The organism is Xanthomonas sp. D-109 (genome assembly GCF_017746095.1).
Classification (GTDB): Bacteria; Pseudomonadota; Gammaproteobacteria; order Xanthomonadales; family Xanthomonadaceae; genus Xanthomonas_A; species Xanthomonas_A sacchari.
On sequence record NZ_JAGHWV010000024.1, the window covers coordinates 38,877 to 62,633 of the forward strand.

Below are 23,757 nucleotides of genomic sequence, written 5' to 3' on the forward strand. Positions count from 1 at the left end.
CCCTCCCACAGAAAAGCGGTACGGCGACGAACTTGCGAAAATCCCGAATCCCGAATCCCGGCGTTTGGCGTCATCTTTCCTACATGCGCTGGACATGTTCGCTTCACTGCGGTGCGCGAGGCTTAGTCAAACCGGAGCCCCCCGCATGCGCTACGCGATCGTCACCGAGACGTATCCCCCTGAGGTCAACGGCGTTGCGCTGACCGTGCAGGGGCTGGAACTGGGGCTGCGCGCGCGCGGCCATACCGTCGACGTGGTGCGTCCGCGCCAGGTCGGCGATGCCGACCCGGCGGATCTGCGGTTGGTGCGCGGTGCGGCGCTGCCGCGCTACCCGGGGCTGAAGTTCGGCCTGCCGGCGCCGCGGCGCCTGACCCGGCTGTGGCAGGCGGCGCCGCCGGATGCGGTGTACATCGCCACCGAGGGCCCGCTGGGCTGGTCGGCGCTGCGCAGCGCGCGGCGCCTGGGCATTCCGATCGCCACCGGCTTCCATACCCGCTTTGACGAATACCTGCCGCAGTACGGCGCGGCGTGGCTGCAGTCGACGGCGCTGCGCTGGATGCGGCGCTTCCACAACCAGGCCCAGGCGACGCTGGTGCCGACCCGCGAGTTGCGCGACTTCCTCGCCACCCAGGGCTTCGAGCGGGTGCGCCTGCTGGCGCGTGCAGTGGATAGCAAGCAGTTCGAGCCGCAGCGCCGCGATCAACAGTTGCGCGCGCAGTGGGGCCTGCAGGACGACGATTGCGCGGTGCTGTACGTGGGCCGCATCGCCTCGGAGAAGAACCTGCCGCTGGCGGTGCGCGCGTTCCGCCAGTTGCAGCAACTGCGCCCGCGTGCGCGCTTCGTCTGGGTCGGCGACGGCCCGCTGCGCGAGCGCCTGGCGCAGGAGAATCCCGACTTCATCTTCTGCGGCGTGCAACGCGGCGACGCGCTGGCGCGGCATTTCGCCAGCGGCGACCTGTTCCTGTTCCCCAGCCGCAGCGAGACCTTCGGCAACGTGACCCTGGAGGCGATGGCCAGCGGCGTAGCCACGGTCGCCTTCGACTACGGCGCGGCACGCGAATACCTGCGCGACGGCCTCAACGGCGCGGCGGTGGCCGACGACGAGGCGTTCATCGCCGCCGCCCTGCGCCTGGGCAGCGACGACGCCTTGCGCCGCCGGCTGGGCGAGGCGGCCTGCGCGTCGATGCAGCAACTGCGCCCGGAGCGCGTGGTGGCCGATTTCGACGCACTGCTCACCGAACTGGCGAACACCCGGAGGACGCATGTCGACGCGGCTTGAGATCCTGCGCGGGCACGAGACCCGCTGGTGCCGGCGCGCCAATCACTGGTGCCGGCGGCGTTCGGTGCGGCGCTTCTTCGCGGCGATCAGCCGGCTCGGCGACGGCGTGTTCTGGTACGCGCTGATGACCCTGCTGGTGCTGTGCGACGGCATGGACGGCGTGTTCGCCTCCGCACACATGGCCGCCACCGGCGTGGTCGCGCTGAGCCTGTACAAGGGCCTGAAGCGCTGGACCCGGCGCCCGCGCCCGTACGCCGCCGACCTGCGCATCCGCGCGTGGGTGGCGCCGCTGGACGAGTTCAGCTTCCCCTCCGGCCACACCTTGCACGCGGTGTCCTTCGGCATCGTCGCCCTCGCCTACTACCCCTGGCTGGCGCCGCTGCTGGTGCCCTTCATCGTCTGCGTGGCGCTGTCGCGCGTGGTCCTGGGCCTGCACTACCCCAGCGACGTACTCGCCGCCACCGGCATCGGCGCGCTGCTGGCGGGCGTGTCGTTGTGGTTGGTATGAGGCCGGGAATGGGGAACCGGGAATAGGGAATGGAAACAGCCGGCGCCGTCCGGCTCCATGCCCTCTCCTCACTCCTGGCTCCGGACAAGGTCGCGGCTGAAGCCGCTCCTACGAGAGCGCAACAACGCCTGCGTTAGCGCACCCTCCGAATCCCTAATTCCCGTTCCCGAATCCCAATCCCGGCCCTTCGAAAGCGTAGCAACGCCTGCGCTCGCGAACACTCACCATTCCCCAATCCCGATTCCCCACTCCCGGCCTTACAATGGCCAAATGACCACGCTGTTCATCTCCGACCTGCATCTTGACCCGGCACGGCCGGCGATCACCGCACTGTTTCTCGACTTCCTGCGCGGGGAAGCGCGGCAGGCCGAGGCGCTGTACATCCTCGGCGACCTGTTCGAGGCCTGGATCGGCGACGACACCCCGTCCGAGGCGGCCGATGCGGTGGCGCTGGAGCTGCACGCGCTGCACCAGGCCGGGGTGCCGGTGTTCTTCATGCACGGCAACCGCGACTTCCTGCTCGGCGCCGACTACGCGCAGCGCGCCGGCCTGCGCCTGCTGCCCGATCCCTGCGTGATCGACCTGTACGGCGAGCCGACCCTGCTGCTGCACGGCGACCTGCTGTGCACCGACGACACCGCCTACCAGGCGTTCCGTGCGCAGACCCGCGATCCGGCCTTCCAGCAGCAGTTCCTGGCGCAGCCGCTGGCCGCGCGCATCGCCTACGCGCAGCAGGCGCGCGCCGCCAGCCAGGCGCGCCAGGCCGAGTTGAAACAGGACGACAGCGCGCAGTTTGAAACCGTCACCGACGTGGCCCCGGGCGAAGTCGCCGCCACCTTCGCCCGCTACGGCGTGGCGAAGATGATCCATGGCCACACCCATCGGCCGGCGGTGCATGCGCTGGACGTGGACGGTCGCGCCTGCACCCGCATCGTGCTCGGCGACTGGTACGAACAGGGTTCGGTGCTGCGCGTCGATGCGCAGGGCTGCAAGCTGCAACAGCTCTAGCGCCAAGGTCCGGCGCGCCGCGCGCCGCTAGGCGACGCTTGCTCAGCACTCCGCGACAACGCATTGCCCTGCGACCGCGGCGCGGCTGCAGGACGGCACCAAGTTGCGCTTAGGCCCTGGATTTCGCAGGGCTGCTAATGACAGTGTCTGAACGCACCTGACCATCTCTGTCTGGCTCATGCAATGTCGCGATCGGGCCGGCAGCGCGTGCGGCGTCGGCACCGACCAGCTTCGGGCCAGTACCCGTCCATCCACTTCCTCGCCACGCACCGCCGCAGCCACGCCTACAGCACGGTGCGAACACCAGCGCTCAGGGCAGACCACCGCCGGCACGCTGCTGCTGCCATTGCGCGTAATCGACGAAGTCGCCGTCGACCACGTCGTACCAGCCGATCGCACCGGAGCGCTCGACGCGGAAACGGTCGCGGACCGGCTCGGTTTGCGGGTCGCCCGGACAGCCGTCGCCGTGCTTCTCGCGCACCGCGATCTCGATCGCCGCCGGCGCAGAAGCCGCGGAGGCGGCCGCGCCCGCAGCGGCCGCCGCGTCGTCCGCGCTCGCGTCGTTCTCGACGGCGTAGCCCAGGCACTGCAGGTCGGGATAGGCGTGATCGGTGGACAGGCGCGCCTGCAACAGGTCGATCGCGCGCTGGTCGTCGAAGGTGTCGGCCGGTGCGGCCGGCGGGGTGGCCCGTGGCGCCTCGGTCTTGGCGGTCGGCGACGGCGTGTCGGTCTGCCGATCGGGGGCGGGGCCGCAGCCCGCGCTCAGCATCGCCAGCAGCAGCGCGGCCGGCAGTCGCATGCGCTTGAACATCGTCGTTCCCAGGAAGTCGGTCGCCACCGGCCGTGCCGGCACCGCTTCCCAGCATAGCCGAAGCGGGCGCCGCCGCGCCCGCTCAGGCCGTCTTCGCCGCACGTGGCGCAGGCAGGCGGCCTGCGCTACGTGCGGGCCGGCTCAACGGAACCCGGCCACCGTCGCCTTGGTGTTGACCAGCACGCGCTGGTTGTCGGCGGTGCTGGCGTTGCCCATCGGCACGCCGTTGTAGGACACGTTCGGGTTGGACCAGTAGTTCAGCCGCGGGCAGCTGCTGGTGCAGTTGTAGGCCATGATCGTGCGCCAGCTGTTGCCGTAGCGATAGCCGTGGCCGTAGGCGTACGGCGAGGTGCTGGAGTCGGTGGCCACGTCGTGGCGCGCGCTCTGCAGGTGGCCGATCTCGTGGGCGAAGCTGTAGTAGCCGGTGGCGCAATCCCAGTACACCGCCGCGAACGCGGTGGCGGCGGTGGAGCCGATGCCCGAGGCCAGGCCGCAATAGGCGGAGTTGTCGATGATCAGCACGCCGACGTCGGCCGCGGTGTTGTTGCGCGAGGTATGGATGCTGTCCATGTAGCCGTCGCTGGTGCCGCGGAAACGGGTCAGGTCGGTGTTGAAGTCGCCCGACTCGGTGTAGTTGGTGGTCTCGTAGCCGGCCAGCTGCATGGTGATGCCGACGTTGCTGTTGGTGTAGCCCTGGTTGGACTCAGCCACCGCCAGCTGGACCAGCGACTGCATGTTGCCGCCATAGCTGGTCACCGCCTTGTTGGTCGCCACCACCAGCACGCGAATGGTCGCGGGCGAGCCGGACGAGGCGCCGGCGGCGGTCACGCGTTCGTCGATCACCGACTGCGGCATCTGCACGGTCGGCAGCAGCGCGTAATCGGCCGGATGCTCGGCCGGCATGCGCCGTTCGTCGACTTCCACCAGCACATGGCCGCCGCCGGCGATCGGACGCAGGTGGAACAGCGTGCCGTTGCTGCGGATGCTGCCGGTGATGGTGTCGCCGCTGCGCACCAGGATCGCCGAGTTCAACGGATCCAGGCCGGACAGCGCACGGGTGCGGGCCACCGCGGCATTGCCGAGATTGCCGTACCAGATGCTGTTGCCGCCTTCCAGTTGCTCGGTCTTCAACTGCGTGGCGGTGATGCGCTGGCCCAGCAGGTCCAGCTCGAGTTGCTGCTGTCCGGCGGTCACGGCGGCGGCGTTCACGCCGACCCGCTGCACCGCACCGGTGGCGGGATTGGCCAGCAGGCGGTTCAGCGCCGGCTCGCCGGCGATGGACTTGGAGACGTACTGGCTGCTCTGGAACAGGGGCGTTCCGGCTGCGGAGGCGGAACCGGCGACACACAGGGCAAGCATCGCGGTCAGGCTGCACATCGACTTCATGTCGGACTCCTGGGTGGTGAGTAGGGACGAACGTCGCCCCGCGCGCGGCCAGATCGGGGGAGGCCGCGCGCGGGGAGTTCGATTAGCCGCTCAGCCACCGTTCAGCGCAAGCACCAAATGCAGCCGGGTCGCAACTCGGAGATAGACGTCACAGAAAGCGTCGCCCGGTGCTCACGCCGTGCGTGCGCGTGCCTTCTCGCAGCGCACGCTCCGTCCCGAAGGAATCGCGCCGCCTCAGCCGGCCTGCTGCTGCAGGGCCAGCAATTCGTCCTCGTCGAACCCGGCCAGCAGGCGCGCCTGCAGGTTGAACGGGCCGTGCAGGTAGCCGCCGGCGTATTCGCGCAGCAGGGCGGCGAAGCGGGCGCGCGGCTCGATCCCGGCCTGGGCGCAGTACCAGCGGTACCAGCGCGAGCCGGCGGCCACGTGCGCCACTTCCTCGCGCAGGATGATTTCCAGGATGTCGGCGGTGGCGTCGTCGCCGAGCGCGCGCAGCTTGGCGATCATGCCCGGGGTCACGTCCAGGCCGCGCGCCTCCAGCACGCGCGGCACCAGCGCCATCCGCGCCAGGCCATCATGCGCGGTCTTCTCGCACATCTCCCAGAGGCCGTTGTGCGCGGCGAAGTCGCCGTAGGCGTGGCCCAGCGCGCGCAGGCGGTCGCGCAGCAGCACGAAATGGCGCGATTCGTCGTCCGCCACCGCCACCCAGTCGGCGTAGAACGCCTGGGGCAGCCCGCGGAAGCGGTAGACCGCGTCCCAGGCCAGGTCGATGGCGTTGAGTTCGATATGGGCGATGGCGTGGATGAAGGCGGCGCGGCCCTCGGCACTGCCGAGGCCGCGCCGCGGCAGTTCGCGCGGATGCACCAGCAGCGGCCGCGGCGGCCGCCCCGGCATGCGGATCGGCTGGGGTGCCGGCGCCGTGGCCGGCACTGCCAGCGCACCCTCGCGCCAGGCCGCGGCATGGCGCTGGGTCAGCGCGACCTTCTCGTCGGGGTCGGCCGCGTCCAGGCAGGCGCGTGCAGCCTGGTACAGGTCGCCACTCACGGCGCCGCCGCCGGCGAATGCGCGGCCGCCTCGCGCCGTTCCAGCCAGGTGCGCTGGGCCTGCTCGCAACGGTTGCCGGCCTCCTTGAACACGCAGTCGACGCGATGCGCGCAGGCCAGGGCGAAGGCGTTGCGGCGGTCGGCCGCCGCCGGTTCCGGAATCTGCGCCAGCGGTGCGCCCGACGGCCAGCCGGCATCGACGCCGATGCCGGCGGCGAGCAGGCGCGAGGTGCCGTCGCGGCAGTCGACCGCATACCCCCACTGCGGCGCATCGGCGCGCACATCGTCGGAGGAGCGCTGCGCGCGCAGGCGCAGGAGCAGCAGGTCGTCACCGATGCGCTGCGCGCCGACGATCGCCAGCGGCGCGCGGTAGTCGGGCTGCAGCAGCGCCAGCTGGTCCGGGGTCATGTACAGCTGCAGCGCGGTCAGTTGCGCGCTCGGCACGCTGCCGTCGCGCAGGCGCGGATCGTCCAGCGTGCGCACCGGCCGCGTGGCGTCGTCGCCGGCGCAGCCGCCGCACAGCGCAGCCAGGCCCGCCAGCGCGAACAGGGGCCACGCGCGGGCGCGTGCGCCGCGGAACTCAGGCACGGCGCTTGCGCTTGGCCTCGTCCGAACGCAGCTGCATGATCCGCTCGAAATAGCCGGATTCGATGCCGGTGGTGTACTGGCCATTGAAGCACGAGGAATCGAACGTCTTCAGCTCCGGATTGCCCTCGCGCACCGCGGTCTCCAGGTCTTCCAGGTCCTGGTAGATCAGCCAGTCGCAGCCGAGGAATTCCTGGATCTCCTGCTCGCTGCGGCCATGCGCCACCAGTTCGTCGGCGGCGGGCATGTCGATGCCGTAGATGTTGGGGTAGCGCACCGGCGGCGCGGCGCTGGCCAGGTACACCTTGCGCGCGCCGGCGTCGCGCGCCATCTGCACGATCTGCCGGCTGGTGGTGCCGCGCACGATCGAATCGTCGACCAGCAACACCACGCGGTTGCGGAATTCCAGGTGGATCGGATTGAGCTTGCGGCGCACCGACTTCACCCGCTCGCCCTGCCCCGGCATGATGAAGGTGCGGCCGATGTAGCGGTTCTTGACGAAGCCCTCGCGGTACTTCACCCCGAGCACGTTGGAGATCTCCAGCGCGGCGTCGCGCGAGGTGTCCGGGATCGGGATGATGGTGTCGATGTCGTGGTCCGGGCGCAGGCGCAGGATCTTCTCGCCCAGCTTCATGCCCATGCGCATGCGCGCCTTGTGCACCGAGACGTTGTCGATCATCGAGTCCGGGCGCGCGAAGTACACGTATTCGAAGATGCACGGGGTGTGGTCGGTCGGCGAGGCGCACACTTCCGAGAACAGCTCGCCGCGGCCGGTGATGACCAGCGCCTCGCCGGGCCGCACGTCGCGCACGCGGGTGAAGCCGAGGATGTCCAGCGCCGAGGACTCGGAGGCGACGATGTACTCGTCGCCCTCCACGCCCTCGCGCTTGCCCAGCACCAGCGGGCGGATGCCGTGCGGATCGCGGAACGCGACCAGGCCCAGCCCCAGCACCACGCTGACCACGGCGTAGCCGCCCTTGCAGCGGCGATGCACGCCGGCCACCGCACGGATCGCCGCTTCCGGGGTCAGCATGCGCTGCGCGTCCAGTTCGTAGGCGAACACGTTCAGCAGCACTTCGCTGTCCGAATCGGTGTTGATGTTGCGGCGGTCGGCCTCGAACACCTGCTGGCGCAGGGCCTCGGTATTGACCAGGTTGCCGTTGTGGGCCAGCGCGATGCCGTACGGCGAGTTCACGTAGAACGGCTGCGCCTCGTCCATGCCTTCCGAACCGGCGGTCGGATAGCGGCAATGGGCGATGCCGACACGGCCTTCCAGCACCGCCATGCGCTTCTCGTCGAAGACATCGCGGACCAGGCCGTTGGCCTTCTGCACGCGCAGACGGGTGCCGTCGGCGGTGGCGATGCCCGCCGCGTCCTGGCCACGGTGCTGCAGCACGGCCAGGCCGTCATAGAGTTGCCCGGCCACGTTCTGGTTGCCGACGATTCCGACGATGCCACACATGTCAACGCTCTCCGCGGCGGGGACGCCGCTATTGGGAAGGTGGCCGTGCCTGGCCGTTGGATTCGACCCGTGCCGGGTCGGATTGCGCCGGACGCGCCTGCGCCGGATCGATGTTCGCGGGCATCAGTTGCGACGGATCGCCCCCGGGCTGCGCGGACCGCACCCCGGGACGCCCCAGGGCCTTGGACATCATCTCCTGCAGCCCACTGGCCTGCAGGGCGTTGCCCAACGCGGCATTATCGCCTGCCGCGGGCATGTTGCCCAAATTCATCTGCGACACGTTCAGTTGCGGCATCTGCGACAGGTTCAGCTGCGGCATCTGCGGCATGCGCCAGTCCGGCAGCTGCGCCCGCATCCAGCCCACGCCCGGGCTGAGCACCGGCAGCACCATCGAGCGCTGCCAGTCCGGCTCGCGGGTCAGCGGCGTGAAGCTCATCAGGAAGGCCAGCACCGCGGCGAAGAAGCCACCGCGCGCCGCACCCAGGCCGAAGCCGAGCGCGCGGTCGGTGCCCGACAGCGCGGTCGAGCGCACCGCCGTGCGGATCACCATGCCGACGATGGCGACCACCGCCATCACCGTCACGAAGGTCAGCGCGTAGCCGCCCAGGTAATAGCTCATGCTCGGCCGCGCGCCATCGGCGAGCCAGCGCCCGGCATTGCCGCCGAACTGGAACGTGGCCCAGCCGGCCAGGAACCAGGACAGCGTGCCGACCACGATGCCGACGAACCCGCGCAGGGCGCCGAGCAGCGCCGAGACCAGGATCACCGTCAACAGCACCATGTCGATCATGCGTGCCTCCCGCGGCCGAGCCGCTGCATCGCGCCGATCGCGCGGCGCGCCTGCCTTCCCTGGACCATCGTGCTACTCCATGGGCCGAAGCCCGATCAAGGATGTGGACGTACCATACCGCTGATGCCGACCTTGGCGGCCACCTGGGCGCGCAACTGCTCGGCATCGGCGCGGTTGGCGACCGGGCCGACCCGCACCCGGTTCAGCGCGCCCTTGTCGGTGCGCACCTGTTCGACGAAGGCGCTGAAGCCGGCCGCGCGCACCTTGTCGCGCAGGGCATTGGCGTCCTCGGCCTTGCCGAAGGCGCCCAACTGCACGGCGAAACCGGTGCCGGAGGCGGCCGGCGCGGCCGGCACGCTCGGCGCCGGCTTGGCCGCCGCCGTGGTGGCCGGGGTGGCCGCCGGCTTGGTGGGTTCGGGCTTGGTCACGGCCGGCTTGGCCGGTTCCGGCTTGGGCGCCGGCGGCGTCGCCGGCTTGGCGGTGGCGACCGGCTTGGCCGGCTCCGGCGGCAGCGCCTCGGTCCTGGCCGCGGCGGCGGGCGCGGCGGCGGCGACGTTGCTGGCGGCAGCCGGCGCGGCGCTGGCCGGGGTGGCGTTGCTCGGCGCCGCGTCCAGGGTCACCACCTGGGCGTTGACGTCGTTGCGCACCTTGACCGCCTGCAGGCGCACCGATTCGGCCTGGGCGCGATCGGCATACGGCCCGATCCGCACCCGCCAGGCCTGGCGTCCGCCGATCGTGGCCTGCTCGCGGAAGCCCGGCAGCTGCGCCTGCTTGAGCCGTGCGATCACCGCATCGGCGTCGGCGGCGGTGGCGTAGGCACCAAAGTTCACCGCGTAGTTGCCGGCGGCCGTGCTCGGCGGCAACGGCTGCGCGGCGCTGCCGGCGGCCGGATCGGCGAGGTCGGCGGCATCGGGATTGTTCTGGACCGGCGCCGGCGCGGCGGCTGGCGCCGCGGCGGCGCCGGGCGCCTTGGCCATGCCCACCGCCCCGCCGCTGGGCGCGTCGCCCGGAGTCACCAGCGGCAGCTCGCGGGTCTCGAACTGGCCGTCGGCCGGCGCCTCGGGCGCCTTCAGCGGGACGTTGGCCACGCCGCTGTCGGGCGCAGGCCCCTTCACCAGCATCGGCAGGAAGATCACGGCGAGCGCTACCAGGACAAGGGCGCCAATCAATCGCTGTTTCAGGACGGTATCCACGGAAAGGCTGAGGGGGCGGCGTGGCGGAGTGCCGTGCCGATTATAAGGTCGGCCCGCGCGGAGGCGGGATCAGGCGGCTGAATGCAGCCAGTGCAGCGCCTCGGCGGCGGTATGGAACGAGCCGAACACCAGCACCCGGTCGCCCGGCTGCGCCTGCGCCAGCATCGATTGCAGCGCCTGCACCACGCTCTCGGCGGTGCCGGCCCCGGAGGCGGCCGTGCCCGCCAGCCGCGTGCGCAACTGCGCAGCGCTCTGGCCGCGGTTGCCTTCCAGGCCGGCCAGGTACCAGGCGTCGACCTGTGCGGCCAGGGCCTCCACCACCCCGGCGGCGTCCTTGTCGGCCAGCGCCGCGAACACCGCGCAGGTGCGGCCGGCGACCGGCTGCGCCTGCAGCGCGGCGGCCAGTTCGCGCGCGGCCTGCGGGTTGTGGCCGACATCGACCAGCACCTCCACCCCGTCGCGCACGCAGGGCTGCAGGCGCCCGCGCAGGCGCGCGGCGGCGATGCCCTCGGCGTAGGCGTTGCGCGGCAGCGACCGGCGCAGCGCGCGCAGAGCGGCGATGGCGGTGGCGGCGTTGGCGCGCTGCACCGGCGCGCGCAACTGCGGCAGCGGCAAAAGCAGTTCGGTGCCGACATCGCGCCAGCGCCAGCGTTCGGCATCGATCGGCTCGTGGAAGAAGTCGCTGCCGGCGCGCAACGCATTGGCGCCGATGGCATAGGCGCGGCGCAGCACGCTGGAGGGCGGATCGATCTCGCCGAGCACCAGCGGTTTCCACGGCCGCGCGATGCCGGCCTTTTCCGCACCGATCGCCTCGCGGTCGTTGCCGAGCCAGTCGGTGTGGTCGATGTCCACGGTGGTGATGACCGCGACGTCGGCATCGACCAGGTTCACCGCATCCAGCCGGCCGCCGAGGCCGACTTCCAGCACGGCCAGGTCCAACTTGGCCTGCTGGAACAGCCACAGCGCCGCCAGCGTGCCGTACTCGAAGTAGGTCAGCGCGGTGTCGCCGCGCGCGGCCTCCACTGCCGCGAAGGCGGTCACCAGATCGGCATCGCTGGCCTCGTCGCCGTCGATGCGCACGCGCTCGTTGTAGCGCAGCAGGTGCGGCGAGGTGTAGCTACCCACCCGCCAGCCGGCGGCACGCGCGATGGCCTCGACGAAGGCGACGGTCGAACCCTTGCCGTTGGTGCCGCCGACGGTGATGACGTGCTTGGCCGGCTTGGTCAGGCGCATGCGCGCGGCGACCGCGCGCACCCGCTCCAGGCCCATGGCGATGTCCTGGGGGTGCTGGCGCTCGATGTAGGCGAGCCATTCGGGGAGGGTGTTCATGTGTTTATTTTCAGCCTTTCGACGAGAGGTGCGCGCTTGCTTGCTCACCACTCAGGAGCAACAGCTTTCGCGCTGACGCGCGAGTCACTTTTCTTTGCTTGTGCAAAGAAAAGTAACCAAAAGAAAGCACACCCGGGCGCCGCGCCCTCCGCGCTACGCGCTCCGGGTCCGCACTTGGCCTGGGCATTTTTCGACGGCACATCCATGTGCCGACGAAAAACGGCGCGCTTCCTGCGCGCCGCCCCTTCGGGGTTTTCGCCCAGGCCAAGTGCCGCGGCTCACGGGATCCCGGAAAGCAAAAGCAACGGCAAAAGCAACAGCAACAGCAACAGCCCAAAGGCTCGCATCGGAAGCCAAACAAATCAGCCCAAAGATGGGACGACGCACGCTATGCGCGCATCTTGTTCGTCCTAAAGCGCCCGATGCTTGGCCTCACCGAAAAACGGCGTGTGATGCGCGCAATCGTTCAAGCGCACCACTTCCAGATGCTCCACGTCCGGCCCTTCCAGCAGGTTCAGCGTGGTCGGCGCCTGGCGGAAACTCCACAGCCGCGCGATCGGCAGGCCCAGCACCCGGCACAGGATCACCCGGTTGACCGCATCGTGCGCCACCACCAGCAGCGTGTCGTGCTCGCCCAGGCCCTCGGCGGCGCGGGTCAGGCCGCGCCAGGAGCGCTCCAGCACCTGCCGCAGCGACTCGCCGCCCGGCATCAGCACCGTGTCCGGCTCCTCGCGCCAGGCGCGCAGGCGCGCCGGGTCCTTCTCGTGGATCTCGCTGGCCAGCAGGCCTTCCCACTCGCCGTGGGCGATCTCCTGCAGGTCCGGATCGGTCTGCAGCAACGCCTCGCGCTCAGGGCCCAACGCGAAGCGCGCGGTGCGCTGCGCACGGGACAGCGGCGAGGCCACGGCGCGGGTCAGCGGCACCTCGCGCAGGCGTGCGCCCAGCGCCTGCGCCTGCGCGTCGCCGACCGGCGACAGCGGGATGTCGATCTGGCCCTGGTAGCGGCCTTCGGCGTTCCACGGGGTTTCGCCATGGCGGGCGAGCAGAATGCGCATGCGCTGAAATCCTTGGGGGGAGGAAGGGCCCGTCTCGCAAACGAAAACGGAGCGGCATGATACCCGCTCCGTCGCCGGAAACCCTGCGCTGCCTCCCCGTGCCTCGCCCCGGCGCGCCGGGGCGGACACCCGGACGGCGGCCGTGGCCGCCGCCCGCCGGGATCTGGCTCACTTGGCCAGGTTCAACTCCTTCAACAGCCGCGGCGCCGGCATGACGTCCTGCATGATCCAGTGCAGGTAGCGCGCATCGACCGCGATCATCCGGGTCATCGCCGGGTCGAACACCCAGTTGGAACTCACCGACTCCCAGTTGCCGTCGAAGGCCAGGCCGACCAGCTTGCCGTGCGCGTCCATCACCGGCGAGCCGGAGTTGCCGCCGGTGATGTCCAGGTCGGACAGGAAGTTGACCGGCACCGTGCCCAGCCGCTTGTCTTCCAGCCCGCCGTAGCGCTTGGCCTTGGCCGCATCCAGCAGCGCCTTGGGCGAATCGAACGGCTCCACGCCGGTGTCCTTGGCGACCACGCCTTCCAGCGTGGTGAACGGGGTGTATTCCACGCCGTCCTTGGGCGAGTAGCCCTTGACGTTGCCGAAGGTGATGCGCAGCGAGGAGTTGGCGTCCGGATACACGAACTCGCCCTGGCTCTTCTTGTAGTCGGCCACGGCCTGCAGGTAGCGCGGCCGCGCCAGCAGTTCCTCGCCCTCACGCCGCTTCTGGTCCTGCTCGAGTTGCAGCAGGGTCGGCATCAACGCCACCGCATAGCGCAGCGCCGGGTCGTCGCTGGCCTCGAACGCGGCGCGATCGGCATGCAACCACTTCAGGCGCGCGTCGGTGTTGCCCAACCGGGTGCCGGCCAGGCGCGTGGCGGCGGCCTGCGCGTCGGCACCGGCCAGCCACTGGTCCAGCGCCGGCAGGCGCTGCGCCTTCGGCAGCTTCAGGTACTGGTCGAACCAGTAGCGCTGCAACTGGCTGTCCATGGCGGCGACGTAGCGGCGCTCCATCTGCTTCATCGCGCCCTCGATCTCGGGCAGGTCGCGCTCCTGGTAGCCCGGCTCGCGTTCGGCGTCCGGCTTGGCGCGTTCGATCGACAGGCGGTACAGCATGATCGCGCTGCCGAGCGTGCCGGTCCGCTGCATCTGCCGCAGCACCAGGTCGCGGTCGCGGGTGGCCTTGGCCTGCTCACCCAGTGCCAGCAGTTGCGCATGCGCCTGCAACGCGGCCTTGCCCTCGCCGCCCTGACGCTTGAGCCAGGCCAGCACCGCGTCTTCCTCGGCGTGTTTCTTGGCCGCCGCGTCGATGCGCTTGAAGCCTTCCAACTGGCCTTCGTAGTTCTTGGCGACGTTGTTCCAACTGGCCATGGTCGCGGCGTACTTCACCTGGATGTCCGGGTTCTGCTTGCCGGCCTGCTCCACCAGCGCGATCAGGTCGCGGTACTGGCGCGCGGCGGTGGGATAGCCCCAGCTCGCAGTGGCATCGAACTCGGAGGCCAGCGCATAGCGGTTGGTACGGCCCGGATAGCCGGCGACCATGACGAAATCGCCGGCGCCCAGCGGCTGGTCGGCGAACTTCAGGAAGTGCTTGGGCTGGTACGGCACGTTGTCCTTGGCGTAGGCGGCCGGCTTGCCGTCCTTGCCGACATAGGCGCGGTAGAACGAGAAGTCGCCGGTGTGGCGCGGCCACATCCAGTTGTCGACGTCGCCGCCGAACTTGCCGATGCCCGACGGCGGCGCGTAGGCCAGGCGCACGTCGCGGATTTCCAGGGTGCGGACCAGGCGGTAGGTGTTGCCGCCGGAGAAGCTGTACAGCTCGCAGCGGTAGCCGGCGTCGGCCTCGCAGGCGGCGACCTGGGCCTTGTCGAACTCCTCCAGCGCCTGGGTGCGCTTGAGCGCATCGGTGCCGGCGGCGGCCATCGCCGCCTTGGCCTGCGCGGTGACGTCGGTGATGCGGTCCAGCACATAGATGCGCGCGTTGGGACCGGCGCTCAGCTCCGCACCCTGGCTGGCAGCGCTGAAGCCGTCGCGGATCAGGTTCTTCTGCGGGGTCGAGTTGAGCTGGATCGCGCCGTAGGCGCAGTGGTGGTTGGTCACCACCAGGCCCTGCGGCGAGACGAAGCTGGCGGTGCAACCGCCGAGCGAGACCACCGCGCCCATCGGGTCGCCGGTGAGGTCGGACAGTTGCTGCGGCGACAGCTTCAGGCCGGCCTGCTGCAGCGGCCCGGCGATGTCCGGCAACTGCTGTGGGACCCACATGCCCTCGCCGGCGTGGGCGGCGGGGGCGCAGGACAGGGCGGCCACGGCGGCGATGGCGACAGCCAACGAATTCGAACGCATCGAGCGGTTTCCTTGATGACAGACGTTAGAGTGTAACGGCTGCAACCAATCGCCCGGACCGTGACCAATGGCACCCTGACCGCGCCGCAGCATGGGCGCATCGGCCGGGCGCTTATACTGCGCGCCCTCTTCCCATCGAATCTGCACCGACATGGCGCAAACAATGAAGGCGCTGGTCAAGCGCGACGCCGCCAAGGGCATCTGGCTGGAACAGGTGCCGGTGCCGGTCCCCGGCCCCAACGAAGTGCTGATCAAGCTGGAAAAGACCGCGATCTGCGGCACCGACCTGCACATCTATCTGTGGGACGAGTGGAGCCAGCGCACCATCAAGCCCGGCCTGACCATCGGCCACGAATTCGTCGGCCGCATCGCCCAGCTCGGCTCGGCGGTCACCGGCTACGAGGTCGGCCAGCGCGTCTCGGCCGAAGGCCACATCGTCTGCGGCCACTGCCGCAACTGCCGCGGCGGGCGTCCGCACCTGTGCCCGAACACAGTCGGCATCGGCGTCAACGTCAACGGCGCCTTCGCCGAGTACATGGTGATGCCGGCCTCCAACCTGTGGCCGATCCCCGACCAGATCCCGTCCGAGCTGGCCGCGTTCTTCGACCCCTACGGCAACGCCGCGCACTGTGCGCTGGAGTTCGACGTGATCGGCGAGGACGTGCTGATCACCGGCGCCGGCCCGATCGGCATCATCGCCGCGGGCATCTGCAAGCACATCGGCGCGCGCAACGTGGTGGTCACCGACGTCAACGACTTCCGCCTGAAGCTGGCCGCGGACATGGGCGCAACCCGCGTGGTCAACGTCGCCAACACCTCGCTCAAGGACGTGATGGCCGACCTGCACATGGAAGGCTTCGACGTGGGCCTGGAGATGAGCGGCAACCCGCGCGCGTTCAACGACATGCTCGACTGCATGTACCACGGCGGCAAGATCGCCATGCTCGGCATCATGCCGCGCGGCGCCGGCTGCGACTGGGACAAGATCATCTTCAAGGGCCTGACCGTGCAGGGCATCTACGGCCGCAAGATGTACGAGACCTGGTACAAGATGACCCAACTGGTGCTGTCCGGCTTCCCGCTGGGCAAGGTGCTGACCCACCAGCTGACCATCGACGAATTCCAGAAGGGCTTCGACCTGATGGAAGAAGGCAAGGCCGGCAAGGTCGTGCTGAGCTGGTAATGCGCGCGCCGCGGCAACGCGGCGGTGCTGGAAAAGACGAAGGGCGCCTTGCGGCGCCCTTCGTCTTTCATCGCGGCAGCGACGCGATCAGAACGCGATCGTGCCCGAGACCACCACGCGGTGACCGGCCAGGCGCTCGGTGAAGTTCTCCGGGCCCTTGTTGTCGGTGTCGTAGTAGCCCACGCTCAGCGCCAGCGGGCCGACCATCTTGCCCACGCTGACGTTGTAGTCGGTGTAGTCCTGGTACGCGGTCAGCGCGCTTTCGTAGGTGGTGCGGCCGACATGCGCACCGACGCTGAAGCCCTGCGGTAGCGACCAGTTTCCGTCCAGCGCGTAGTAGAAGCTGTCCTTGTCCAGGTTGTACACGTTGTCGGTGTACGCCACGGTCAGGGTGTAGGTCTTGAGGAACTTGGTCTTGGTGATCAGTTCGTTGTAGTTCAACCGGCCGGCGCCCGGGTAGCCGTAGCGGTTGACCATCACGTCGAAGTTCCAGTCCGGCGAGAAATCGACGTTGTAGCCGACGAAGCCGTCCGTTTCCCAATCCGGATCGCCCGCGCCGAAATCGACGTTGGACCCCCAGGCGCCCACGTACAGGCCGAACGGCGAGGTGTAGGTGAGACCGGCCTGGAACGCCGGGCCCTTGTCGGTCTGGGAGACGCCGCGGAACACGTAGTCGCTGACCACGCCGTAGGAGCCGGTGATCGGCGAGGTGGGCGCGTCCTGGGCCAGGACGGTGAGCGGCGAAGCGGCCAGTGCGACGGCCAGGGCGAGAGTGGTCTTGTTCACCGGTCATTCTCCTGTGGTTGACGAGGGATGGGGTTGCAGCGCTGGCGCAGAGGCGCCTTCACGGTTTTTTAACCGCTTTGATCTTGCAGCGCAACAACTTTTCGTCTGCCGCGCGCCATCACCGGACACACAGCCGCCGGTCCGGGTCAGGTGCGGACATCCCCGGTCCGTCGATCGCGGTCACGGACCCGCCAGACAGGAGGGGCGGCCGGCGCCGTGGCGGTCAGGCCGCGACCGAGCGGACAACCGCCAGCGGCACCGGCGCGCAAGCGTGCCAGCGGCCGCTGGAAATGACGCGATGGCGCCTCAATCCGGCCGGGCGAAGACGCCGTAGCGGCGCGCGCGCAGGTGCAGCGGCTGGCCCGGCGCATAGTCGGATGCGCCCTCGCCCGCCGGCAGTTCCACCTCCACCTCGTCGTGGCCATGCGCCAATTGCGCACGCAGGCGCAGGCGCGGGCCGCTGCGCTGGATCGACAGCACCGTCGCCGCCCAGCCCTCGCTGCCGGGCGCCAGGTCTTCCGGCCGCACGTACAGCTCGACCGGGCCGGTGGACAGCGGGGTCGACGGCGCCGGCAAGGCCAGCCCGCCCACCTGCACCGCCCCGTCGTGCAGGCGCGCCGGCAGCCGGTTCACCGCGCCGACGAAGCCGTACACGAAGGGCGAGGCCGGCTGCTCGTAGACCTGCGCCGGACTGCCGACCTGCTCGATCCGCCCGCGGTGCAGGATCGCCACGCGGTCGGCCAGCTCCAGCGCCTCTTCCTGGTCGTGGGTGACGAACACCGTGGTCAGGCCGGTGCGCTCGTGCAGTTCGCGCAACCAGCGCCGCAGGTCGCGGCGGACCTGCGCGTCGAGCGCGCCGAACGGCTCGTCGAGCAGCAGCACGCGCGGCTCGATCGCCAGCGCGCGCGCCAGCGCCACGCGCTGGCGCTGGCCACCAGACAGTTGCGCCGGATAGCGCCGCTCCAGGTCGTGCAACTGCACCAGCGCCAGCAGCTCCTGCACCCGCGCGCGGATACGCGCCTCGGTCCAGCGCGCCTCGCGGCGCACACGCAGACCGAAGGCGACGTTCTCGTACACGCTCATGTGCTTGAACAAGGCGTAGTGCTGGAACACGAAGCCGACCCGGCGCGCCTGCACCGACAGCGCGGTGGCGTCCTCGCCGTGGATCAGCACGCGTCCGCGATCGGCATGTTCGAGGCCGGCGATCACCCGCAGCAGCGTGGTCTTGCCGGAGCCGGACGGCCCCAGCAACGCCAGCAGTTCGCCCTGGCGGATGTCCAGGCTGATGTCGTCGAGCGCGGCGAAGTCGCCGAAGCGCTTGCTCAGGTGCTGTACGCGGATGCTCATTGCAACCTCAATGTCGGTGAATGGCGGCCAGCGCCGCGCCGTGGCGCCAGTGCAGCCAGGACTTCACGGCGAGCGTCAGCAGCGCGGTCAGCGCCAGCAGGCTGGCGCAGGCGAAGGCGGCGCTGTAGGCGTATTCGTTGTAGAGGATCTCAACATGCAGCGGCAGCGTGTTGGTACGCCCGCGGATATGCCCGGACACCACCGACACCGCGCCGAACTCGCCCATCGCCCGCGCACTGCACAGCAGCACGCCGTACAGCAGGCCCCAGCGGATATTCGGCAAGGTCACCCGCAGGAAGGTCTGCCAGCCGCTGGCGCCCAGGCTCAGCGCCGCCAGTTCCTCGTCGTCGCCCTGCTGCTCCATCAGCGGCATCAGCTCGCGTGCGATGAACGGGAAGGTGACGAAAGTGGTCGCCAGCACGATGCCCGGCAGGGCAAACACGATCCGCGGCAGGTGCAGCAGGACCTCGCCGAACAGCGGCAGGTGCAGGCGCACGCCCTCGTCGATCAGCGGCCAGGCCCAGCCGTTGCGGCCGAAGAGCAGGATGAACAGCAGGCCCGCGACCACCGGCGACACCGAGAACGGCAGATCGATCAGGCTCACCAACAGGCGCTTGCCGGGGAAGCGGTGCTTGCTGACCGCCCACGCCGCAGCCACGCCGAACACCAGGTTCAACGGCACCACGATCGCCGCCACCAGCAGTGTCAGCCCGATCGCCGCCAGCGCATCCGGATCGGAGATCGCACGCCAGAACACGCCGGCGCCGCCGCGCAACGCCTCGACGAACACCAGCAGCAAGGGCAGCAGCAGGAACGCCAGCAGGAAGCAGAGCGCACCGCCGATCAGCAGCCGCCGCACCCAGCGCGGCTCGTCGACCACCGAGGCCTGCACGTGCGCCTGGACGGCGACCGTATCGGCCTGCCCGGGGACGCGTGCCGCCAGCGCGGCCACCACCGACGCCATCACGCCACCGCCCGGCCGCGCCGCGCGAACCAGGCCTGCGCCGCGTTGACCAGCAACAAGGACAGCAGCGACAACAGCAGCATCGCCGCGGCGATCGCGCTGGCGCCGCCGTAGTCGAATTCTTCCAGACGGATGGTGATCAGCAACGGCGCGATCTCGGTGGCGTTGGGCAGGTTGCCGGCGATGAAGATCACCGAGCCGTACTCGCCGACGCCGCGCGCGAACGCCAGCGCGAACCCGGTCAGCACCGCCGGCCACAGCGTCGGCAGCAGCACCCGGCGCACGGTCTGCCAGCGCCCGGCCCCGAGCGTGGCCGCCGCCTCCTCCAGCTCGCGCTCGGCCTCGGCCAGCACCGGCTGCACGATCCGCACCACGAACGGCAGCCCCACGAACACGAGCGCCACGACGATGCCCAGCGGCGTGTAGGCGACCTTGATCCCGCCTGCGCCGCTGCTGTGCATCAGCGCGGCATAGCCGATCAGCACGCCACCGATACCCAGCGCGGCCAGGCTGAGCACCGCGACCGTGCCGAACAGGCGCTGCAGTGCGCGCAGCGGTGCCGGCAACAGCGCCTGGCTGCGCCGCAGCAGCGCGTAACCGATGGCCGACAACACCAGCAACAGTGCCAGCCGCGGCCACCACCAGGCCAGCACCGGCAGGCTGGCCGCCAGCGCCTGCGCCGGCTGCTCCAGCCAACGGCCGATCCAGCCGTTGCTGCCGTACAGCGCGGTCAGGGCGATGCCGGCCACCGCCGTCGGCAGCGCAAACGGCAGGTCGATCATCGCGTCGAACAGGCGCTTGCCGGGAAAGCGATAGCGCACGAACACCCAGGCCACCCAGGTGCCCATCACCGCATTGAACGCGGCCGCGGCCAGCGCGGTGCCGAAGCTCAGGCGCAACGCCGCCAGCACCCGCGGCTCGCTCCACACCCGCCACACCCCCTCCCAGCCCAGCCCGCTGGTCTTGAGCAGCAACGCGAGCAAGGGGATCAGCACCACCAGCCCCAGCCAGGTCAGGGTGATGCCCAGGCTCAACCCCAGCCCGGGCATCACCCGGCGCTGGCGCGGTGCGCGGGGAACGGCATCGGCGGTCACGGCCATCGCGTCACTTGCTCGCCTGGATCTGATCGAACAGGCCGCCATCGTCGAAGTGCGTGGCCTGCGCCTTGGCCCAGGATCCGAATGCCTGATCGATGGTCACCAGGCGCACCTTCGGCAGCCGCGCCAGGTCGGCGCGGTCGGCATATTCGGGATGGCGCGGCCGGTAGTAGTGCCTGGCCGCGATCTTCTGTCCTTCCGGCGAGTACAGGTACTTGAGGTATTCCTCGGCCACCGCGCGGGTGCCGTGCTTGTCCACATTCTTGTCGACCAGCGCCACCGACGGCTCGGCCAGGATCGACAGCTTCGGCACGACGATCTCGAACTTGTCCTGGCCCAGTTCCTGCTGCGCCAGGAACGCCTCGTTCTCCCAGGCCAGCAGCACATCGCCGATGCCGCGCTGGACGAAGGTGGTGGTGGCGCCGCGCGCGCCGGTGTCCAGCACCGGCACGTTGCGGAACAGCGCGCGCATGTAGTTGAGGATGCGCTCGCGGTCGCCCTTGAAGATGTGGTCGGCGTAGGCCCAGGCGGCCAGGTAGTTCCAGCGCGCGCCGCCGGAGGTCTTGGGATTGGGGGTGATCACCGACACGCCGCTGCGCAGCAGGTCGGGCCAGTCCTTGATGCCTTTCGGATTGCCCTTGCGCACCAGGAACACGATGGTGGAGGTATACGGCGCGCTGTTGTCGGGCAGCCGCGTGGCCCAGTTCGCATCGATCAGCTTGCTCTTGGCGGCGATCGCATCGACGTCGTAGGCCAGCGCCAGCGTCACCACGTCGGCCTCGACGCCGTCGATCACCGCGCGCGCCTGCTTGCCGGAGCCGCCGTGCGAGGTCTCCACCGCCACCTGCTCGCCGGGATGCAGTTGCGCCCAGTGCTTGGCGAAGGCGGCGTTGTAGTCCCGGTACAGCTCGCGGGTGGGATCGTAGGACACGTTGAGCAGTTGCGTCTCGGCGGCGGCCGCGGCCCCGGCGAGCGCGCACAACGCGAGCGCAAGGAGCAGGCGCCAGCGGCGCGACGGAAGGCTGGACATGGACGGTTCTCCGGGAAACCCACAGGTAAACGCCGCGGCCAATGCCCGCCGCGGACCATGACGCATGCTGCGCAGCGGCAGGCGACGGGTGAAATGACTTCCGGGCAGCGGCTCATGCCATTTGCGCATGACGACACCGACGCCTGCGGGCACCGCGGTAAAATCGCCACTTCTTTCCGCCGCGCGTGCCCGTCATGACCGACTCCCGCCTCACCCAGCACTACGCCGAGGAACTGGACGCGATCCGCGCCCAGGGCCTGTTCAAGTCCGAGCGTATCATCGTCGGCCCGCAGGCAGCGGAAATCGTCCTCGCCGACGGCCGCCGCGTGCTCAATTTCTGCGCCAACAACTACCTGGGCCTGGCCGATCATCCCGAACTGATCCAGGCCGCCAAGGACGCGCTGGACACGCACGGCTTCGGCATGGCCTCGGTGCGCTTCATCTGCGGCACCCAGGACCTGCACAAGCAACTGGAGGCGCAGATCGCCGCGTTCTTCGGCACCGAGGACACCATCCTCTACGCCGCCTGCTTCGACGCCAACGGTGGCCTGTTCGAACCGCTGCTGGGCGAGCAGGACGCGATCATCTCCGACGCGCTCAACCACGCCTCGATCATCGACGGGGTGCGCCTGTGCAAGGCCAAGCGCTTCCGCTACGCCAACTGCGACATGGCCGACCTGGAAGCGCAGCTGCAGGCGGCCGACGCCGCCGGCTGCAAGACCAAGCTGATCACCAGCGACGGCGTGTTCTCGATGGACGGTTTCATCGCTCCGCTGGACGAGATCACCGCGCTGGCGAAGAAGTACAACGCGCTGGTGCACATCGACGAATGCCATGCCACCGGCTTCCTCGGCGCCAGCGGCCGCGGCTCGGCCGAGGTCAAGGGCGTGCTGGACCGGATCGACATCTTCACCGGCACCCTGGGCAAGGCCATGGGCGGCGCGCTGGGCGGCTTCACCACCGGCCGCCGCGAAGTGATCGAACTGCTGCGCCAGCGCTCGCGGCCCTACCTGTTCTCCAACTCGCTGCCGCCGCACGTGGTCGCCGCCGGGAGCAAGGCCTTCGCGATGCTCGACGCCGCCGACGACCTGCGCGCGCGGCTGGTCGAGAACACCGCCTACTTCCGCGAGCGCATGGCCGCCGCCGGATTCGACATCAAGCCCGGCACCCACCCGATCTGCCCGGTGATGCTGTACGACGCGCCGCTGGCGCAGCGCTTCGCCGAACGGCTGCTGGAGGAAGGCATCTACGCCATCGGCTTCTTCTTCCCGGTGGTACCCAAGGGCCAGGCGCGGATCCGCACCCAGATCAGCGCCGCGCACACCCGCGCCCAACTGGACCGGGCGATCGACGCGTTCGTCCGCATCGGCCGCGAGTTGAAGGTCATCCCCGCCTGATCATGCGCACGGCGCTGCGCCAACGGCTGTTGCTGGCGGCGCAGACCGACGCCCAGGCGCAAGCGCTGGAGGACGGCTGGGAGACCCGCTGCCTGCATTGCCGCCGGCGCCTGCGCCTGCGCGCTGACGGCGAACCGCTCGGGCACAGCACGCTGGAACACGTAGTGCCGCAGGCCTGGTTCGGGCGCCGCGTCGCCGCGTCGCTGTGCGCCCAGGTCGGCGAAGACCCCAACGATGCGCGCAACCTGGCGCTGGCCTGTGCCGGCTGCAATCACGCCAAGGGCCGCCACCACGATGCACGCGGGCCGCAGGACGCGCGCGCCCGTGAGGTGGTCGCCGCCCTGCTCAGCGCGCGGCTGGCGCGCTGGCGTCCGCCGCCGGCGCCAACGCCGTGACTTCGGCGGCGCTGAGTTCGCGCCACGCGCCCTTGCCCAGCTCGCCCAGCGCCAGCTCGCCGATCGCCACCCGCACCAGCCGCAGCACGTCCAGGCCCAGCGCGGCGAGCAGCCGCCGGATCTGCCGGTTGCGGCCTTCGTCCAGCACCACTTCCAGCCAGGCATGGCGTTCGCCCTGGCGCAGCAGGCGCACCTGCTTGGCCCGCAGCGCTTCGCCCTCGGCAACCACGCCGGCGCACATCCGCGCCAGCAGCGCCGCGTCGGGGATCGCATCCACCTGCACGTGATAGGTCTTGTCCGGACCGCTGACCGGATCGGTGACCCGCGCCGCCCACTGCGGGTCGTTGCTGAACAGCAGCAGGCCCTCGCTGGCCTTGTCCAGGCGCCCGACCGGGGCCAGCCACGGCAGGCCGGCGCCATCGAAACAGCGGTAGACGGTGTCGCGGCCGCGTTCGTCCTGCGCGCTGGTGACCAGCCCGCGCGGCTTGTTGAGCATCAGGTACAGGCGCTTGGTATCGGCCAGTGGCGCGCCATCCAGGGCCAGCCGGTGGCGGCCCTGCAGGATCGGGAATTCGGGATCGGTGACGATGCGTCCGTCGACGGCGACACGCCCGGCGGCGATCCAGCGCGCGGCCTCGGTGCGCGAGCACAGGCCCAGCTTGGACAGGGTGCGGGCCAGGCCGTGCCGCGGCGCGGCCGGCGTGGCGTCGCGCGCCGGCGGGCGCGGACGCGCGGGCGCCGCCTGGGGCGACGCCGGACGGCGGGAACGCGGCGGCTTCACCCC

General features: G+C 70.2%; 22 protein-coding genes and 1 pseudogene. 6 read left to right on the top strand and 17 right to left on the bottom strand.

Annotation, left to right across the window (positions count from 1 at the left end; genetic code table 11):
- Positions 1 to 145: 145 nt before the first annotated feature.
- The 3 genes from J7357_RS18560 (at position 146) to lpxH (ending at position 2,795) form a co-directional block, all read left to right on the top strand.
- Positions 146 to 1,279, top strand: coding sequence for a glycosyltransferase family 1 protein (locus tag J7357_RS18560; protein ID WP_209248743.1), 1,134 nt, complete (start codon positions 146 to 148; stop codon positions 1,277 to 1,279).
- Positions 1,263 to 1,787 carry a phosphatase PAP2 family protein gene (locus tag J7357_RS18565; RefSeq protein ID WP_209248745.1) on the top strand — a complete coding sequence of 175 codons (525 nt, stop codon included), beginning with the start codon at positions 1,263 to 1,265 and terminating at the stop codon, positions 1,785 to 1,787. The genes J7357_RS18560 and J7357_RS18565 overlap by 17 nt, the downstream gene beginning before the upstream one ends.
- 270 nt (positions 1,788 to 2,057) lie before the next feature.
- The gene (lpxH, locus tag J7357_RS18570; RefSeq protein ID WP_209248747.1) at positions 2,058 to 2,795 is read left to right on the top strand and encodes a UDP-2,3-diacylglucosamine diphosphatase; all 738 of its coding nucleotides are present in this window, start codon (positions 2,058 to 2,060) and stop codon (positions 2,793 to 2,795) included.
- Between the two features lie 310 nt (positions 2,796 to 3,105).
- Here the strand turns inward: lpxH and J7357_RS18575 are convergent, their stop codons facing one another.
- The 10 genes from J7357_RS18575 to J7357_RS18620 form a co-directional block, all read right to left on the bottom strand.
- Positions 3,106 to 3,606 (bottom strand): hypothetical protein, encoded by a 501-nt coding sequence (locus tag J7357_RS18575; protein WP_209248771.1) that lies wholly within the window; start codon positions 3,604 to 3,606, stop codon positions 3,106 to 3,108.
- Between the two features lie 141 nt (positions 3,607 to 3,747).
- Complete coding sequence (locus tag J7357_RS18580) at positions 3,748 to 4,992, bottom strand: zinc-dependent metalloprotease (protein ID WP_209248749.1); 1,245 nt, start codon at positions 4,990 to 4,992, stop codon at positions 3,748 to 3,750.
- 234 nt (positions 4,993 to 5,226) lie between these two features.
- A complete protein-coding gene (locus tag J7357_RS18585; protein ID WP_209248751.1) occupies positions 5,227 to 6,033 on the bottom strand; it encodes a ferritin-like domain-containing protein in 807 nt (268 codons plus the stop codon).
- A complete protein-coding gene (locus J7357_RS18590; protein ID WP_343237433.1) occupies positions 6,030 to 6,620 on the bottom strand; it encodes a hypothetical protein in 591 nt (196 codons plus the stop codon). The genes J7357_RS18585 and J7357_RS18590 overlap by 4 nt, the downstream gene beginning before the upstream one ends.
- A complete protein-coding gene (gene purF / locus J7357_RS18595; RefSeq protein ID WP_010341100.1) occupies positions 6,613 to 8,079 on the bottom strand; it encodes an amidophosphoribosyltransferase in 1,467 nt (488 codons plus the stop codon). The genes J7357_RS18590 and purF overlap by 8 nt, the downstream gene beginning before the upstream one ends.
- 28 nt (positions 8,080 to 8,107) lie before the next feature.
- Positions 8,108 to 8,869, bottom strand: a complete 762-nt coding sequence (locus J7357_RS18600; protein ID WP_209248753.1) for a CvpA family protein — start codon at positions 8,867 to 8,869, stop codon at positions 8,108 to 8,110.
- Between the two features lie 95 nt (positions 8,870 to 8,964).
- Positions 8,965 to 10,062 carry an SPOR domain-containing protein gene (locus J7357_RS18605; RefSeq protein WP_343237434.1) on the bottom strand — a complete coding sequence of 366 codons (1,098 nt, stop codon included), beginning with the start codon at positions 10,060 to 10,062 and terminating at the stop codon, positions 8,965 to 8,967.
- 69 nt (positions 10,063 to 10,131) lie between these two features.
- On the bottom strand, positions 10,132 to 11,391 hold the full coding sequence (folC, locus tag J7357_RS18610) for a bifunctional tetrahydrofolate synthase/dihydrofolate synthase (RefSeq protein WP_209248755.1): 1,260 nt from the start codon (positions 11,389 to 11,391) through the stop codon (positions 10,132 to 10,134).
- A 410-nt stretch (positions 11,392 to 11,801) separates the two neighbouring features.
- Positions 11,802 to 12,446, bottom strand: coding sequence for a histidine phosphatase family protein (locus J7357_RS18615; RefSeq protein ID WP_209248757.1), 645 nt, complete (start codon positions 12,444 to 12,446; stop codon positions 11,802 to 11,804).
- 168 nt (positions 12,447 to 12,614) lie between these two features.
- Positions 12,615 to 14,774: a S46 family peptidase gene (locus tag J7357_RS18620; RefSeq protein ID WP_209248759.1), complete on the bottom strand. Its 2,160-nt coding sequence runs from the start codon at positions 14,772 to 14,774 to the stop codon at positions 12,615 to 12,617.
- A gap of 151 nt (positions 14,775 to 14,925) precedes the next feature.
- Between J7357_RS18620 and tdh the strand changes: the two genes are divergently transcribed.
- On the top strand, positions 14,926 to 15,957 hold the full coding sequence (tdh, locus tag J7357_RS18625; protein WP_029561876.1) for an L-threonine 3-dehydrogenase: 1,032 nt from the start codon (positions 14,926 to 14,928) through the stop codon (positions 15,955 to 15,957).
- A gap of 87 nt (positions 15,958 to 16,044) precedes the next feature.
- Here tdh and J7357_RS18630 read toward each other — a convergent pair whose 3' ends face one another.
- The 6 genes and pseudogenes from J7357_RS18630 to J7357_RS18655 all read right to left on the bottom strand — a co-directional run bounded on the left by J7357_RS18630 (position 16,045) and on the right by J7357_RS18655 (position 21,181).
- Positions 16,045 to 16,743, bottom strand: coding sequence for a TorF family putative porin (locus tag J7357_RS18630; protein WP_010341358.1), 699 nt, complete (start codon positions 16,741 to 16,743; stop codon positions 16,045 to 16,047).
- A 306-nt stretch (positions 16,744 to 17,049) separates the two neighbouring features.
- Positions 17,050 to 18,090: a sulfate/molybdate ABC transporter ATP-binding protein gene (locus tag J7357_RS18635; protein ID WP_209248761.1), complete on the bottom strand. Its 1,041-nt coding sequence runs from the start codon at positions 18,088 to 18,090 to the stop codon at positions 17,050 to 17,052.
- Between the two features lie 7 nt (positions 18,091 to 18,097).
- On the bottom strand, positions 18,098 to 19,054 hold the full coding sequence (gene cysW, locus J7357_RS18640; protein WP_209248763.1) for a sulfate ABC transporter permease subunit CysW: 957 nt from the start codon (positions 19,052 to 19,054) through the stop codon (positions 18,098 to 18,100).
- Positions 19,054 to 19,707, bottom strand: a complete 654-nt coding sequence (locus J7357_RS18645; protein WP_343237435.1) for an ABC transporter permease subunit — start codon at positions 19,705 to 19,707, stop codon at positions 19,054 to 19,056. The genes cysW and J7357_RS18645 overlap by 1 nt, the downstream gene beginning before the upstream one ends.
- Before the next feature lie 33 nt (positions 19,708 to 19,740).
- Positions 19,741 to 20,154 (bottom strand): annotated as a pseudogene (locus tag J7357_RS18650) (molybdate ABC transporter permease subunit); the annotation flags it as partial.
- Between the two features lie 4 nt (positions 20,155 to 20,158).
- Positions 20,159 to 21,181 carry a sulfate ABC transporter substrate-binding protein gene (locus tag J7357_RS18655; RefSeq protein WP_019801261.1) on the bottom strand — a complete coding sequence of 341 codons (1,023 nt, stop codon included), beginning with the start codon at positions 21,179 to 21,181 and terminating at the stop codon, positions 20,159 to 20,161.
- A 194-nt stretch (positions 21,182 to 21,375) separates the two neighbouring features.
- Here J7357_RS18655 and kbl point away from each other — a divergent pair, with 194 nt between their 5' ends.
- Together kbl and J7357_RS18665 are read left to right on the top strand one after the other, a co-directional pair.
- Positions 21,376 to 22,578 carry a glycine C-acetyltransferase gene (kbl, locus tag J7357_RS18660; protein ID WP_209248765.1) on the top strand — a complete coding sequence of 401 codons (1,203 nt, stop codon included), beginning with the start codon at positions 21,376 to 21,378 and terminating at the stop codon, positions 22,576 to 22,578.
- A gap of 2 nt (positions 22,579 to 22,580) precedes the next feature.
- Complete coding sequence (locus J7357_RS18665) at positions 22,581 to 22,973, top strand: HNH endonuclease (protein ID WP_209248767.1); 393 nt, start codon at positions 22,581 to 22,583, stop codon at positions 22,971 to 22,973.
- Here the strand turns inward: J7357_RS18665 and J7357_RS18670 are convergent.
- Positions 22,924 to 23,652: a pseudouridine synthase gene (locus J7357_RS18670; RefSeq protein ID WP_244667657.1), complete on the bottom strand. Its 729-nt coding sequence runs from the start codon at positions 23,650 to 23,652 to the stop codon at positions 22,924 to 22,926. The genes J7357_RS18665 and J7357_RS18670 overlap by 50 nt on opposite strands.
- Positions 23,653 to 23,757: the final 105 nt, after the last annotated feature.